This window comes from Arthrobacter cryoconiti, assembly GCF_020905375.1.
Taxonomy (GTDB): Bacteria; Actinomycetota; Actinomycetes; order Actinomycetales; family Micrococcaceae; genus Specibacter; species Specibacter cryoconiti.
Genome location: NZ_JAJJBU010000031.1, coordinates 29911 through 43518, shown reverse-complemented (window position 1 = coordinate 43518; position 13608 = coordinate 29911). Strand labels below are relative to the sequence as shown.

At 57.6% G+C, this 13608-nt stretch carries 13 protein-coding genes; 5 read left to right on the top strand and 8 right to left on the bottom strand.

Annotated features, from left to right (window positions below):
* Positions 1-16 precede the first annotated feature (16 nt).
* From tal to pgl, 5 genes are read left to right on the top strand one after another with little or no spacing between them, the layout of a single operon-like run.
* Positions 17-1135 (top strand): transaldolase, encoded by a 1119-nt coding sequence (gene tal / locus LOH53_RS14705; protein WP_230068507.1) that lies wholly within the window; start codon positions 17-19, stop codon positions 1133-1135.
* Between the two features lie 2 nt (positions 1136-1137).
* The gene (locus LOH53_RS14700) at positions 1138-2775 is read left to right on the top strand and encodes a glucose-6-phosphate isomerase (protein WP_230068506.1); all 1638 of its coding nucleotides are present in this window, start codon (positions 1138-1140) and stop codon (positions 2773-2775) included.
* A 15-nt stretch (positions 2776-2790) separates the two neighbouring features.
* On the top strand, positions 2791-4335 hold the full coding sequence (gene zwf / locus LOH53_RS14695) for a glucose-6-phosphate dehydrogenase (protein WP_230068505.1): 1545 nt from the start codon (positions 2791-2793) through the stop codon (positions 4333-4335).
* Positions 4332-5273: a glucose-6-phosphate dehydrogenase assembly protein OpcA gene (locus LOH53_RS14690; protein WP_230068504.1), complete on the top strand. Its 942-nt coding sequence runs from the start codon at positions 4332-4334 to the stop codon at positions 5271-5273. The genes zwf and LOH53_RS14690 overlap by 4 nt, the downstream gene beginning before the upstream one ends.
* Positions 5270-6073, top strand: a complete 804-nt coding sequence (gene pgl / locus LOH53_RS14685) for a 6-phosphogluconolactonase (RefSeq protein ID WP_230068503.1) — start codon at positions 5270-5272, stop codon at positions 6071-6073. The genes LOH53_RS14690 and pgl overlap by 4 nt, the downstream gene beginning before the upstream one ends.
* Positions 6074-6137: 64 nt before the next feature.
* Here the strand turns inward: pgl and secG are convergent, their stop codons facing one another.
* The 8 genes from secG to rapZ all read right to left on the bottom strand — a co-directional run bounded on the left by secG (position 6138) and on the right by rapZ (position 13597).
* Positions 6138-6386, bottom strand: coding sequence for a preprotein translocase subunit SecG (gene secG, locus LOH53_RS14680; protein WP_230068502.1), 249 nt, complete (start codon positions 6384-6386; stop codon positions 6138-6140).
* Between the two features lie 133 nt (positions 6387-6519).
* Positions 6520-7335, bottom strand: coding sequence for a triose-phosphate isomerase (gene tpiA, locus LOH53_RS14675; RefSeq protein WP_230068501.1), 816 nt, complete (start codon positions 7333-7335; stop codon positions 6520-6522).
* Between the two features lie 108 nt (positions 7336-7443).
* Positions 7444-8682 carry a phosphoglycerate kinase gene (locus tag LOH53_RS14670; protein ID WP_230068500.1) on the bottom strand — a complete coding sequence of 413 codons (1239 nt, stop codon included), beginning with the start codon at positions 8680-8682 and terminating at the stop codon, positions 7444-7446.
* Between the two features lie 8 nt (positions 8683-8690).
* The gene (gene gap, locus LOH53_RS14665; RefSeq protein ID WP_230068499.1) at positions 8691-9698 is read right to left on the bottom strand and encodes a type I glyceraldehyde-3-phosphate dehydrogenase; all 1008 of its coding nucleotides are present in this window, start codon (positions 9696-9698) and stop codon (positions 8691-8693) included.
* A 221-nt stretch (positions 9699-9919) separates the two neighbouring features.
* Positions 9920-10543: a superoxide dismutase gene (locus LOH53_RS14660; protein ID WP_230068498.1), complete on the bottom strand. Its 624-nt coding sequence runs from the start codon at positions 10541-10543 to the stop codon at positions 9920-9922.
* Positions 10544-10657: 114 nt separating this feature from the next.
* Positions 10658-11641 (bottom strand): DNA-binding protein WhiA, encoded by a 984-nt coding sequence (gene whiA / locus LOH53_RS14655; protein WP_230068497.1) that lies wholly within the window; start codon positions 11639-11641, stop codon positions 10658-10660.
* 16 nt (positions 11642-11657) lie between these two features.
* Positions 11658-12671 (bottom strand): gluconeogenesis factor YvcK family protein, encoded by a 1014-nt coding sequence (locus LOH53_RS14650; RefSeq protein WP_376991582.1) that lies wholly within the window; start codon positions 12669-12671, stop codon positions 11658-11660.
* Positions 12672-12673: 2 nt separating this feature from the next.
* Positions 12674-13597: an RNase adapter RapZ gene (rapZ, locus tag LOH53_RS14645; RefSeq protein WP_230068496.1), complete on the bottom strand. Its 924-nt coding sequence runs from the start codon at positions 13595-13597 to the stop codon at positions 12674-12676.
* Between the last annotated feature and the right edge of the window lie 11 nt (positions 13598-13608).

Genomic DNA, 13608 nt, shown 5'->3' with positions numbered 1-13608 from the left:
AGGAAGAAGTAGAGACATGACGAACACACCCACAGCACAACTTTCCAGCGCCGGAGTCTCCATCTGGCTGGATGACCTCTCCCGCACTCGCCTAACCACCGGTAGCTTGGCCAAGCTTATTGAAGAGAAGAACGTCGTTGGCGTTACGACAAACCCGAGTATTTTTGAGGCCGCAATTACCAAGAGCGACGCCTACAAGACTGAACTTGCCCACTTTGCCGCACAAGGAATCCGATCTGAGGAAGCCGTCTTTGAAATTACGACGGCGGACGTCGCGGACGGTTGCGACGTATTCGCTTCTGTCGCTGAGTCCACTCACGGGGTAGACGGGCGCGTTTCCATTGAAGTGGATCCGCGCAAGGCGTGGGACACCGAAGGCACCATCGCTGAGGCCAAGCGTCTTTACTCCAAGGTCAATAAGAAGAATGTTTACATCAAAATCCCCGCAACGGTTGAGGGACTTGAAGCCATTACGGCAACCCTCGCCGAAGGAATCAGCGTCAACGTCACATTGATCTTTTCGCTTGACCGCTACCGCGCAGTCGTTAATGCTTTCCTGAGCGGGCTTGAAAAGGCCAAAGCCAACGGCCATGATTTAGCAGATATCCACTCCGTCGCATCGTTCTTCGTTTCCCGCGTCGACACTGAGATCGACAAGCGTCTTGACGCGCTGGGCACAGAGCAGGCAAAGAGCCTCAAGGGTAAAGCTGGGCTGGCCAACGCACGTCTGGCGTACCAGATTTTCCAAGAAGCCTTCTCCTCGGAACGCTGGGAACTATTGGCAGATGCTGGCGCCCTTCCTCAGCGTCCCCTCTGGGCTTCCACCGGCGTGAAAGATCCTGCCTACCCTGACACTCTCTATGTGACGGGTTTGGTGGCTAAGAACGTAGTCAACACCATGCCGGAAAAGACTCTCGACGCCACCTTCGACCATGGCGTAGTCACTGGAGACACCATCACCACCAGTTATGCACAATCCAATGATCTGCTCAATGAACTTGAGAGTCTCGGAATCTCCTACAACGACGTGGTCACCCTTTTGGAGACCGAAGGCCTGAATAAATTTGTGGCCAGTTGGAAAGAGCTCCTGAACCACGTTCAGGATGCCTTGGACGAAGCTGCTAGGGAGGTCTGAACATGACGTCGCTAGCTTTAGCATCCACGGGAGCAGCGCAAGCAGCCGGTGTTGCACATCTAGAAACCATGGTCCAAGACCGTGTGGCTTCACGCATCTTCGCCAAGGACTCCACCTTGTGGGGTGCGGATGCGCAGGATGAATCTGCCATCCGCCTAGGTTGGGTGGAGGCCCCCGAGGTCTCCATCGCACTCATCGCCGAAATTGCTGAGTTGCGTGCTGCTTTTGTTGCCGAAGGTATCAATCACTTTGTCCTCTGCGGTATGGGTGGCTCTTCCTTGGCACCGGAGGTCATCACTGCTACGGCCGGGGTTGAGTTGACAGTTTTGGACAGCACTGAGCCCGGCCAAGTCCGCGCAGCAATCTCGGACCGTCTTGCCACGACCGTCATTGTGGTTTCTTCAAAGTCTGGTTCAACTCTCGAAACAGATTCTCAGCGCCGCATCTTCGAACAGGCTTTCACAGGGGCCGGGATCGATGCCAAGTCCCGGATCGTGATCGTCACCGACCCGGGTTCGCCCCTGGATATCTCCGCGCGTGAAGGTGGGTACCGCAAGGTATTCAACGCCGATCCCAACGTTGGTGGTCGCTACTCCGGCCTCACCGCCTTCGGTTTGGTTCCGTCAGGTTTGGCCGGCGTTGACGTGGCTGCTTTACTCGACTCTGCCGCCGAAGCCGCTGAATTCTTGCGAGAGGACGACCCCGATAACATAGGCCTGCGCCTAGGGGCCGCCTTAGGCGGGACGTCGCCGCTGCGCGATAAGATCGTGATCGTGGACGAAGGCAGCGGGATTCATGGCTTCCCGGACTGGGCGGAACAGCTCATCGCCGAATCAACGGGAAAGTTGGGCAAAGGTGTTCTGCCCGTGGTTGCCGGGCCCGACTCGCCCGAAGTGAGTTCCGGCGCACACGACGTTCTCACAGTTCGGCTGGTGGCTGAGGCTACCGACGTCGAACTTCGAGAGAATGAAATCGCCATCTCCGGAGACCTGGGCGCCCAAATGATGGTGTGGGAATTCGCCACCGCTGTGGCCGGACGCCTGCTGGGGATCAACCCTTTCGACCAGCCGGATGTGGAAGCAGCCAAGAAAGCTGCACGCGGGCTTCTTGACTCCACCCCTGCACCAACCAATGCACTCTTTACCGATGGCGCTATTGAGGTTCGTAGCGCCAGCTTGGATGCGAGCTGGCTTGACGGTGCCACCACCGTTGCACAAGCGATTACTGCACTCGCAGGAACTCTGCCAAGCAACGGTTACCTCAGCGTTCAGGTATACCTGGACCGCCTTGCCAACGCACCGCTGGCAGAGATTCGCGACGAACTGGTCCGTGTCACCGCCCGCCCTGTGACATTTGGCTGGGGACCGCGATTTTTGCATTCGACGGGGCAGTTCCACAAGGGTGGACCTGGAGTCGGAGTGTTCTTGCAAGTTACGGGCACTGCGACGACGGATTTGGCTATTCCCGAGCGTCCGTTTACCTTTGGGGAGCTGATCGCCGCGCAGGCGGCGGGTGATGCACAGGTTCTAGCAGACCATCAACGACCCGTGCTCCGTTTGCACCTTCAGGACATCGATGCTGGAGTTGAACAACTAAAGATCGTGGTCGCGGCGCTTGCCGGTAACCACACTGACGCATAAGGCCGAAACCTCTCCATGGCGAAGAACGACGCAACACATCATGCAAACCCCCTCCGGGATAGCCGGGACCGCCGACTATCCCGGGTGGCGGGGCCATCGTCGCTGGTGCTCTTTGGAGTAACAGGAGACCTCTCCCGCAAGAAGCTCATGCCTGCCGTCTACGACCTGGCAAATCGTGGTCTCCTCCCGCCGAGCTTCGCGTTGGTGGGCTTTGCGAGGCGATCCTGGGCTGACGAGGATTTTGCGGCAGAAGTCAAGGAGTCCGTCCAAGCACATTGCCGGACCCCCTTTGATGAAACCGTCTGGAAGCAATTGAGCCAGGGCATCCGTTTTGTGCAGGGTGAATTCGACGACGACGACGCTTTCGAGCGACTCAAAACCACCCTCGCCGAACTCGACGAACAACGCGGAACACAGGGCAACCATGCCTTCTACCTCTCGATACCACCCAAGGCTTTCGAATTGGTGTGCCGGCAACTTTCCGACCACGACTTAGCTCAAAGCGATGGTGAGAACTGGCGACGGGTTGTCATTGAAAAGCCCTTCGGCCACAACCTGGCCTCTGCACGTGCCCTAAACGGCATCGTGGAATCCGTTTTCCCTCCCGACTCTGTGTTTCGCATTGACCACTACTTGGGCAAAGAAACCGTCCAGAATATTCTGGCCCTGCGCTTTGCCAACCAATTCTTCGAGCCACTGTGGAATGCCAACTACGTTGATCATGTCCAGATCACCATGGCCGAAGACATCGGCACCGGGGGTCGTGCCGGATACTACGACGGCGTAGGTGCCGCCCGTGACGTCATTCAAAACCATCTGCTCCAACTGCTCGCCTTGACGGCCATGGAGGAGCCCATTTCCTTCAATGCCGAGGACCTTCGCGCCGAAAAAGAGAAAGTACTCGCAGCGGTGAAGCTCCCGAAGGACCTGTCCACGCATTCAGCACGGGGACAATTTGCTGGTGGCTGGCAGGGTGGGGAAAAAGTCAAGGGATACCTCCAAGAAGACGGCATCCCGGCCGAGTCAATAACGGAAACTTTTGCCGCCATACGGCTAGACATCAACACCCGCCGCTGGTCAGGGGTGCCGTTCTATTTGCGCACCGGCAAACGTTTGGGCCGCCGTGTTACCGAAATCGCAGTAGTTTTCAAGCGCGCCCCCAACCTGCTCTTCACGGAGCACAGTGACGACGACTTCGGCCAAAATGCCGTGGTCATCCGCGTCCAGCCTGACGAAGGCGTGACGATCCGATTCGGTTCCAAAGTTCCCGGAACCCAAATGGAAGTCCGCGACGTCACCATGGACTTCGGCTACGGACATGCTTTCACGGAGTCCAGTCCTGAGGCCTACGAGCGCCTGATCCTGGACGTGCTGTTGGGAGAGCCTCCCCTGTTTCCGCGCCATCAGGAAGTTGAATTGTCGTGGAAGATCCTTGACCCGTTCGAGGAGTTCTGGGCAAGTGAAGGCCTTGCGCCTGAAAGCTATGAACCAGGAAGCTGGGGCCCCGCCTCCGCCGATGAACTCTTGAAACGTGATGGAAGGACGTGGCGCCGGCCATGATCGTAGAACTGCCAGATACAACCACCTCAAAGATCACCAAGCGGATTGTCAAGATGCGCGAACAAGGCGGTGTGGTCACCTTGGGACGCGTCCTCACACTGGTGGTCATCACCCGCATGGGCCAGGAAGAGGAAGCTATTGCGGCCGCTAACCTAGCTAGTCGCGAACACCCCTGCCGAATCATTGTCTTGGCTAGCGGATCTCCGCAAGAACCTACCCGGCTCGACGGCGAGATTCGTGTGGGCGGTGACGCGGGTGCGTCAGAGGTGATTGTCCTGCGTGGGCACGGTGAGCTTGCCTCTGAGAGTGAATCATTAGTCTCCGCGCTGCTCTTGCCTGATGCACCGATCGTGGCGTGGTGGCCGGGAGAATCTCCGGAATCGGCTAGTAAGAGTCCGATCGGACGGATTGCGCACAGGCGCATCACCGACTCCGCTAACCAATCAGATCCACGCGAAGCGCTACGGCACATCGGGGCCAGCTATGCCGCTGGTGACACAGACTTAGCCTGGACTCGACTCACGAATTGGCGAATCCAGCTCGCTGCCGTACTGGACCAGCTTGATACAGGCGGCCCGGTGACCGGCCTTCAGGTTGAGGGTGCATCAGACTCCCCTAGCACCCTCTTGCTGGCGTCCTGGCTGCATGGAGCACTAAAGGTGCCCATCACAGTCAAGGAGGACCCGAAGGGAACTGGCATTCGTCGCGTCGTTATGGAACGCGCCCACGGGAACGTGGAGCTGTTCCGCCCGGGTGCTCTGGAAGCTGTGCTGAACCAGTCCGGCCAACCTTCGCAGAAATTGTCCTTGCCACGGCGAACCCTAGAGGACTGTCTGGCGGAGGAACTAAGGCGGCTGGACCCAGACGATGTTTTCGGTGAGGTCGTCACCTCCGGTATGGACAAACTGCTTGCTGAAGAAAAGGTTGTGAAGGCATGAGCCCCAATGTTCGCATCACCCTCCATCCCTCCTTCGACGTGCTCGCAGCCACCACGGCGGCACGGTTGATAACACGCCTCCTTGATGTCCAGAGTGAACGAGGCGAAGCGACAGTCGTACTCACGGGTGGAAGCGTGGGTATTGCCACGTTGCGTGCCGTCAAGGAGTCCCCGGCGCGACTTGCCGTTGACTGGTCCAAGGTCAACTTTTGGTTCGGCGACGAAAGGTACGTTCCTGCGCAGTCACCGGAGCGAAATGCCGGACAGGCTGCGTCGGCTTTGCTCGACGCCATTGACGTTGATCCTGCCCGAGTTCATTTTATGGCCGCCTCTGATGAAGTCGAAGATGTCCAAGCTGCAGCTGCGGACTACATTTCTCAACTGGCCGTAGCCGCTCTGCATGAGTGGGAGAACGACGACGACTCCACCGAGTCAGCGCCTGCTGTACCCCGTTTTGATGTGCTCTTGCTAGGTCTGGGGCCGGACGCTCACATCGCCTCACTTTTCCCGGAGATGGCAGGCATCCGGTCCCTCGGAGTGCCCGTGGTACCTGTGACGAACTCTCCCAAGCCGCCGGCGTCGCGCGTTTCCCTGACGTTAGAAGCCATCAACACGGCCCAGGAAATCTGGATAGTGGCTGCAGGTGCTGACAAGGCCGCAGCAGTAGGCCTAGGATTGGCTGGCGCCAACCCGGTTCAGGTCCCAGCTTCCGGGGCCAAGGGCATCAATAAGACCATGTGGCTGATCGATCAGGACGCCGCAGCCAAAGTCCCCGAACAGTTGATGCGACGCGAAAGCTAGGGTTAAGCAAAAAGTCCCGTCCAGCAGTTTGAACTGCTGGACGGGACTTTTTTGTGTAAGTTGATCAGGCCGGACCATAGGACATCATGAGTCCCAAGCCAATGATGATCACTCCCCAGACGATGCCAAGGATGACAGTGAAGCGGTTCAAGTTGCGTTCGGCCACACCTGAGGAGCCCAGATTGGAGCTCATTCCGCCACCAAACATGTCCGACAATCCACCGCCACGACCTTTGTGAAGCAAAATCAACAAGGTCAACAACAAGCTCGTGATGCCCAGCAGGATCTGCAGGGCAATGTGTAATGCTTCCACTAGGGGCCTTTCAGCGTGGTCCAACAATCATTTTAGAAAAAACCGTCTCAACAGAGTTGAAGTCCGCAAGCTAGTCTATCCGAGCAAACTTGTACAAAGCCAATAAACACCCGTGTCAATCAGGCGAACTTTACTACTTGGTGAGGAGGTGGCTTTCAAATCGGGCAATGTTGGCGAACTCACCCGCATCAAGGCTCGCACCTCCAACAAGCACACCGTCAACGTCGCGCTCAGACATAATAGACGCCACGTTGTTGGCTTTGACGGAGCCACCATACAGCAGGCGGGTCTTGGCAGCGGTTGCGGCATCGAAAATTTCCGCCAGATCAGCACGGATGGCGGTGCACATTTCTTGGGCGTCGGCAGGGCCAGCGACTTCGCCGGTGCCAATAGCCCAAATGGGTTCGTAGGCAATTACGAGCGAGCCAGCTTGCTCTGCGCTGAGTCCAGCTACACCGGCACGGACCTGCGCGAGCGTGTGCTGCACATGAGTTTTTGCCTGGCGAATCTCCAAGACTTCACCGACACAAAGCACTGGCGTTAGCTCGTGCCCGAATGCAGCCTTGACTTTGGCATTGAGAAGTTCATCACCCTCACCATGTATTTGACGGCGTTCGCTGTGACCGACCAGAACAAAACTGCAACCGAGTTTTTTCAAGAAGGCACCGGAAATATCTCCGGTATAGGCGCCCGAGTCTTTTTCAGAGAGGTCCTGAGCCCCATAGACCAGTTTAAGCTTGTCTCCCTGGACTAGGGTCTGCACCCCGCGCAGATCTGTAAACGGTGGGAAGACGGCCACTTCAACGCGGCTGAAATCGTGCCGTGCATCGGAGAGCGTCCACGCCAACTTCTGCAACAGGGTGATGCCCTGGACATGGTCCATATTCATCTTCCAATTACCGGCGATCAGGGGTGTACGGTCAAATTTCCCGTTGGTCGAAGTCGTCATCGCTCTCTCGTTCCTTGGCATAGCTTGAAAAATATACTTCAGTAAAAAATTGACCCGCAGCGGGTTGGGGTTTGGTGGCGGGATCGCTCCCGCCACCAAACATAGCTACTAGCGCTCCAGTGCACTCAGCCCTGGAAGGACCTTGCCTTCAAGGAATTCCAAGCTAGCCCCACCACCAGTGGAGATGTGCCCGAAGTCAGAATCCGCAAATCCGAGGGTTCGGACAGCCGCGGCCGAGTCGCCACCGCCTACAACGGTGAAACCACCATCGGCACTGTTCGATGCCAATGCCTTGGCTACTGCTCGCGTACCTTCCGCAAACGCAGCGAACTCAAAAACACCCATGGGCCCATTCCAGAAAACAGTCTTAGCGCCTGCGATCGCCTGGGCAAACACAGCTCCGGACTCCGGCCCAATGTCCAACCCCAAGCCATTTGCTCCGAACGAGGAAGACTCGATGGCGTTGGCCGGCACAACTTCATGATCGGCGTCGGCGCCAAATTTAGAGGCCACGACGACGTCACTTGGAAGCACAAAGGTGGTACCTGCATCAGCTGCTCGGGACAAATAGTCCGAAACGACCGGGATCTGATCAACTTCCAGCAGTGACGAGCCGACTTTGTAGCCCTGAGCTGCCAGAAAAGTGAACAGCATCCCACCACCGACCATAATGGTGTCGGCTTTCCCCAGAAGGTTTTCAATAACGGCGAGCTTGTCGGAAACCTTAGAACCACCAAGAACCACTACATAGGGACGTGCTACGTCAGCTGTCAGCTTGCGCAGAACCGAAAGTTCTGTGCGTACCAGATCCCCTTGGTAGGACGGCAGGAGCTTAGCTATGTCAAAAACACTGGCGTGTTTGCGGTGGACTGCGCCGAAGGCATCATCTACATAGGCCCCGTGGTCACCAGTTAGAGCGGCGAGCTCGCCAGCAAACGATTGCCGTTCATTATCGTCCTTGGAGGTTTCCCTCGCATCAAAACGGACGTTCTCCAAGACCAGTACCGAGCCCTCGGCCAGTGCGGCCGAGGCGGCCACAGCGGCAGGACCTGTCGTGTCACCGGCCAGAGTCGCCTTCAGTTCCGGAGCCAGCTCGGCAAGTCGTGCCACAGCAGGCGCCAGAGAATACTTAGCATCAGGGGTACCTTTGGGTCGGCCTAGGTGGGCGCAAATGAGAACCTTGGCCCCGGCGTCGGCCAGTGCCTTGATCACAGGCAGGGAGGCCCTGATGCGGCCATCATCAGTGACTACAGAGCCGTCAAGCGGCACGTTCAAATCACAACGGATTAGAACGTGCCGCCCGCGGACACCTTCATCGATGAGTTCGTTGAGGGTGTGAAGTGTCATTCGGTTCCTTAGAGCTTAGAGGCTACGAGTTCGGTCAGGTCGACCAGGCGGTTGGAATAGCCCCACTCGTTGTCATACCAGGAAACAACCTTGACCTGATTGCCGATGACTTTCGTCAGGCCCGAGTCAAAGATTGACGACGCCGGGTCCCCGACGATGTCCGAAGAGACGATGGGGTCCTCGGTGTAAGTGAGGTAGCCAGCCAGTTTCCCTTCCGCCGCTGCCGCCTTATATGCAGCGTTGACTTCCGCGACAGTGACTTCACGGCTAAGCGTGGCAGTCAAATCCGTGGCGGAGCCGGTTGGAACAGGCACGCGGATGGCAAAGCCGTCCAGTTTTCCCTTGAGCTCGGGCAAAACCAAGCCGATGGCCTTGGCAGCACCAGTGGACGTCGGGATCATGTTGATCGCTGCAGCTCGGGCACGGCGAAGGTCTCGGTGCGGGCCATCCTGCAGGTTCTGATCAGCAGTGTAAGCGTGGATGGTGGTCATCAGGCCACGCTCCAAGCCGAAGTTGTCGTTGAGAACTTTGGCCAGCGGGCCTAGGCAGTTGGTGGTACAGGAGGCATTAGAGATGATGTGGTGTGTTGCAGGATCGTAGAGCTCATCATTGACTCCGAGCACAATGGTAATGTCCTCGTCGGAGGCGGGAGCGGAGATCAGCACCTTCTTAGCTCCTGCATCGATGTGCTTTTGGGCGTCCGATGCCTTGGTGAAGAAGCCCGTGGATTCAATGACGATGTCAACAGCCAACTCGCCCCAGGGGAGATTTGCAGGGTCACGTTCTGCCAATACGGTGATGGTTTTTCCATCGACGACCAGGTGGCCGTCGACAACCTCAACGGAAACGCCAAGGCGTCCATTGACGGAGTCATACTTGAGCAGGTGCGCTAGGGCCTCGGGGCTGGTGAGGTCGTTGACGGCAACGATCTCAAGGTCAGCGTCTTGTGCCAACGCTGCGCGGAAGTAGTTGCGTCCGATCCGGCCAAATCCATTGATGCCAATACGAGTAGTCACTGATTCTCTCTCCTTGGTGCCGGTAACCGGCACCCATTGTCAGATTGAATGAAAATTATTCAACCGGTGGTTCCCGCACGACGTTGGGCAGAGATTGTTCTTGGCGCGCGTTGCGATGCAGACGCCGTGATCCATATTACGTTCCAAGGGGCCCGCCCCGCCAGTCAGGCGGGGCGGGCGTCCACATATTGGTCACAAATTGGCCGGTTTTAGCCTGTCCGTTAGGGCAGGATCAGTCCGGTGGCATTCTTACGTGCTGCCTCAAAACGCTTGGCAACGTCAGCCCAGTTCACAATGTTCCAGAAAGCCTTAACGTAGTCAGCCTTTACGTTGACGTAGTCGAGGTAGAAAGCGTGCTCCCACATATCCAACATCAGCAACGGCGTGGTAGCTACAGGGACGTTCCCCTGCTGATCAAAGAGTTGCTCGATGAGGATATTTCCGCCGAGGCCCTCGTAGGAGAGCAATGCCCACCCTGAACCCTGGATGCCCATGGCTGCCGCGGTGAAGTGGGCGCGGAAGGCGTCGAAGGAACCAAAGGAATCATCAATGGCTGCGGCTAGCTCGCCCTCAGGCTTGTCGCCACCCTCCGGAGAGAGATTGTTCCAAAAAATGGAGTGGTTGGTGTGTCCACCCAGATTGAAGGCGAGATCTTTGGAGTACTTAGCCACATTGGCGAAGTTGTTGCTGGAGCGTGCTTCGGCGAGGTTTTCCAGCGCGGTATTGGCGCCAGCCACGTATGCCGCATGGTGCTTGCTGTGATGCAGCTCCATGATTCGGGCGGAAATGTTGGGCTCCAGTGCAGCGTAGTCATAGCTGAGTTCTGGAAGTGTGTACTTGGTCACGGTTCCTCCGTAGCGATTCTTCTGGTGGGTTTATGTATGGGATTGCTCCCACAGACAAACTGCATAACCAACGTGGTGGTCGGTTATATTTCTACTCTTTCATATTAGGCACATTTATGATTCCAACATCTCAAACGTGACACTGGACTCGGTGCCGGCAATGCCCAAGTCGATGGCTTTTTTATCTGCCATCGCTAGCAAGCGACGGATCCGCCCTGCGATTGCGTCCTTCGTCAACGGCGGGTCGGCTAGCCGACCCAGTTCATCCAGGCTTGCCTGCTTGTGGGCAACCCGGAGCTCGCCGGCATACTTGAGGTGCTCGGGAACATCTTCACCGAGAATTTCCAAGGCACGGTCTACGCGGGCACCGGCAGCTACTGCTGCTTGGGCCGAACGACGTAAGTTGGCGTCATCAAAATTTGCTAGCCGGTTGGCCGTGGCACGTACTTCCTTGCGCATGCGACGTTCTTCCCACACCAACAGGGTTTCATGGGCACCCATCCGCACCAAAAGTTCAGCAATCGTGTCGCCGTCGCGGATCACAACACGATCAATCCCACGGACTTCTCGAGCCTTAGCGGCAATATCAATCCTGCGTGCGGCTCCGACCAAGGCCAGTGCCGCCTCTGGCCCAGGACAGGTGACTTCCAAGGCCGAGGACCGGCCAGGTTCCGTCAGGGAGCCGTGAGCTAGGAATGCGCCCCGCCAGACGGCTTCCGCGTCGGCAGCAGAGCCGTTGACCACTACTGAAGGCAGGCCCCGGACTGGGCGGCCTCGCCCGTCCAACAGGCCTGTTTGGCGAGCCAAAGCCTCCCCGTCGCGCACTACGCGTACGATGTACCGATTGCCTCGGCGAAGCCCGCCCCCACCAGAGACGACGACAATCTCGCTCTGATGACCGTAGATTTCTGAAATGGCAATGCGAAGCCGCCTGGCTGTCGCTGCTGAATCCACTTCTGCTTCAATCACGATGCGCCCGGAGATAATGTGCAGTCCCCCAGCGAACCGCAGCAGCGCTGATACTTCCGCCTTACGTACCGAGGACTTTCTGATGTCCAACCGGGACAGTTCCTCTTTGACAGCCGCTGTCAGCGCCATAGTGTGATTCCCACTTTCAAATGCTCGTTTCCCCGAATATGTCCCGATACGCTGCGGCAAGCCGGAGCGGGTCGTGAATGGGCGTCCCCCCCGGGGTTCCTACCTTACAGAACGCTACCTCTGCGCCGATCATCGCGGCAGCCTCCGTGAACTTATTAACGTCGCCAATCGACGATGGATCCGCTAACACCACGTCCACTCCGAACTCGGGCGCATACCTAGAAATAACGTGCAGGTGGTCCGCAGCGTCCATTCCCTCGGCCTCTTGATCGTCCACATCCAGGTTCATGGTCAGTAACCGTTTTGCCTTGGTGGTACACAGTGCTGTTCGCAATTGTGGCAGGAGCAAATGAGGGAGCACCGAGGTGTACCAGGAACCTGGGCCTAGAACCACCCAGTCTGCGGCGTGGATGGCGGCCACTGACTCCGCACAGGCAGGTGCATCAACTGGTAGCAGGCGCACATGTTCTAGTTCCCCGGCCTTAGCCAGCCTGGCCTGTCCTGTGATCACGCGTCCCTGCGGATGTAGGGCGTCTACGGATGCTTTTAGCCGGCCCTCAATGGTCAGGGGGACACTCGCCATCGGCAAGACCTCGCCCCGCGCGCCCAGAAGTGCACCCGCCCAGCGCAAACCTGCAACGGTATCCCCCAGCAATTCCCATAGAGTGACAATCAACAAATTGCCAAGAGCATGGTTGTCCAGAGAACCCGTGACGCCCTCCTTTGAGGCGAAGCGATGCTGCATGACATCGCGCCATGTGCGTCCCCAGTCAGTGTCGTCACATAACGCGGACAGTGCCATACGAAGGTCGCCAGGCGGAAGAACTCCTAATTCCTCACGCAATCTTCCGGAGGATCCGCCGTCATCAGCAACGGTTACCACCGCCGTAATGTTGCTCGTCAACAGCCGCAATGCCGACAACGACGCAGAGAGCCCGTGTCCACCGCCAAGCGCTGTAACGCGTATGCCAGTCTCTAAGCCAGGTAGCCGTCCGCCGGCCGGAATGATGGGCAGTATGCCCGTGTACACGCCTACTCCCGGCCTAGATCGCGGTGACGGATACTGGTCGTCACTCGGGGAAGCTGGCCTAAGCGTTTCGCAAGCTCAATGGCAACGGCCACCGAACGATGCTTCCCGCCGGTACAGCCCACCGCAATCGTGGCATAGTGTTTGTTTTCGCGACGGTATCCGGCCAGTACGGGCTCCAAGGCATGGACGTAACGGTCCACGAATTCTGCTGCCCCATTGTCGTTAAGAACAAATTCACTGACCGCTGCGTCCTGTCCCGTCAGGGGGCGCAGGGCCGGAATCCAGTGTGGGTTGGGAATAAAGCGGACGTCCGCCACGTAGTTCGCATCCACCGGGAGTCCATACTTGAAGCCAAAACTCATGACCGTCAAGCTGAGCACTACTGGTCCGGTTTCGGAGAATAATTCCGTCACCGCAGAAGCAAGTTCGTGTACGTTCAGCCCTGACGTGTCCAACACCATCTCTGCCTGAGACTTCATCTCAGCTAAGAGAACACGCTCCGCAGCGATGCCGTCAAGGATCCGGCCGTCCTTTTGCAATGGGTGAGGACGGCGCCCTTGTTCGAAACGGCGGACAAGGGTTTCATCGCTTGCATCCAGAAATAACACCCTGTAGCTAACTCCGGCCGCGGAGAGCGCATTGAGAGATTCGCGGATGTCGGCAAAGAGCGCTTTACCTCGAACATCAACCACGACGGCCAGCTTGGGAAGAGCCGCGGGCATGCGCGACACCAGCTCCGCTAATGTTCCTAGCATCTGAGGTGGAAGATTCTCAATGACATACCAGCCATGGTCCTCAAGCGCGTTGGCTGCCGTGCTCCGGCCAGCGCCGGACATACCAGTTACCACCAAAAGCTCGGCTTCCACCGGCTTGATCGGCGTCATGCCACTGTCGTCAACCTGGGGCGAGTGTGGATGCTCCGTCATTGCTTGTCCTC

Bases quoted from the DNA above. Each gene is read 5' to 3' on its own strand.
- tal (WP_230068507.1), top strand. From the start codon at position 17: ATGACGAACACACCCACAGCACAACTTTCCAGCGCCGGAGTCTCCATC.
- LOH53_RS14700 (WP_230068506.1), top strand. From the start codon at position 1,138: ATGACGTCGCTAGCTTTAGCATCCACGGGAGCAGCGCAAGCAGCCGGT.
- zwf (WP_230068505.1), top strand. From the start codon at position 2,791: ATGGCGAAGAACGACGCAACACATCATGCAAACCCCCTCCGGGATAGC.
- LOH53_RS14690 (WP_230068504.1), top strand. From the start codon at position 4,332: ATGATCGTAGAACTGCCAGATACAACCACCTCAAAGATCACCAAGCGG.
- pgl (WP_230068503.1), top strand. From the start codon at position 5,270: ATGAGCCCCAATGTTCGCATCACCCTCCATCCCTCCTTCGACGTGCTC.
- tpiA (WP_230068501.1), bottom strand. From the start codon at position 7,335: ATGACGACTTCGACCAACGGGAAATTTGACCGTACACCCCTGATCGCC.
- LOH53_RS14670 (WP_230068500.1), bottom strand. From the start codon at position 8,682: ATGACACTTCACACCCTCAACGAACTCATCGATGAAGGTGTCCGCGGG.
- whiA (WP_230068497.1), bottom strand. From the start codon at position 11,641: ATGGCGCTGACAGCGGCTGTCAAAGAGGAACTGTCCCGGTTGGACATC.
- rapZ (WP_230068496.1), bottom strand. From the start codon at position 13,597: ATGACGGAGCATCCACACTCGCCCCAGGTTGACGACAGTGGCATGACG.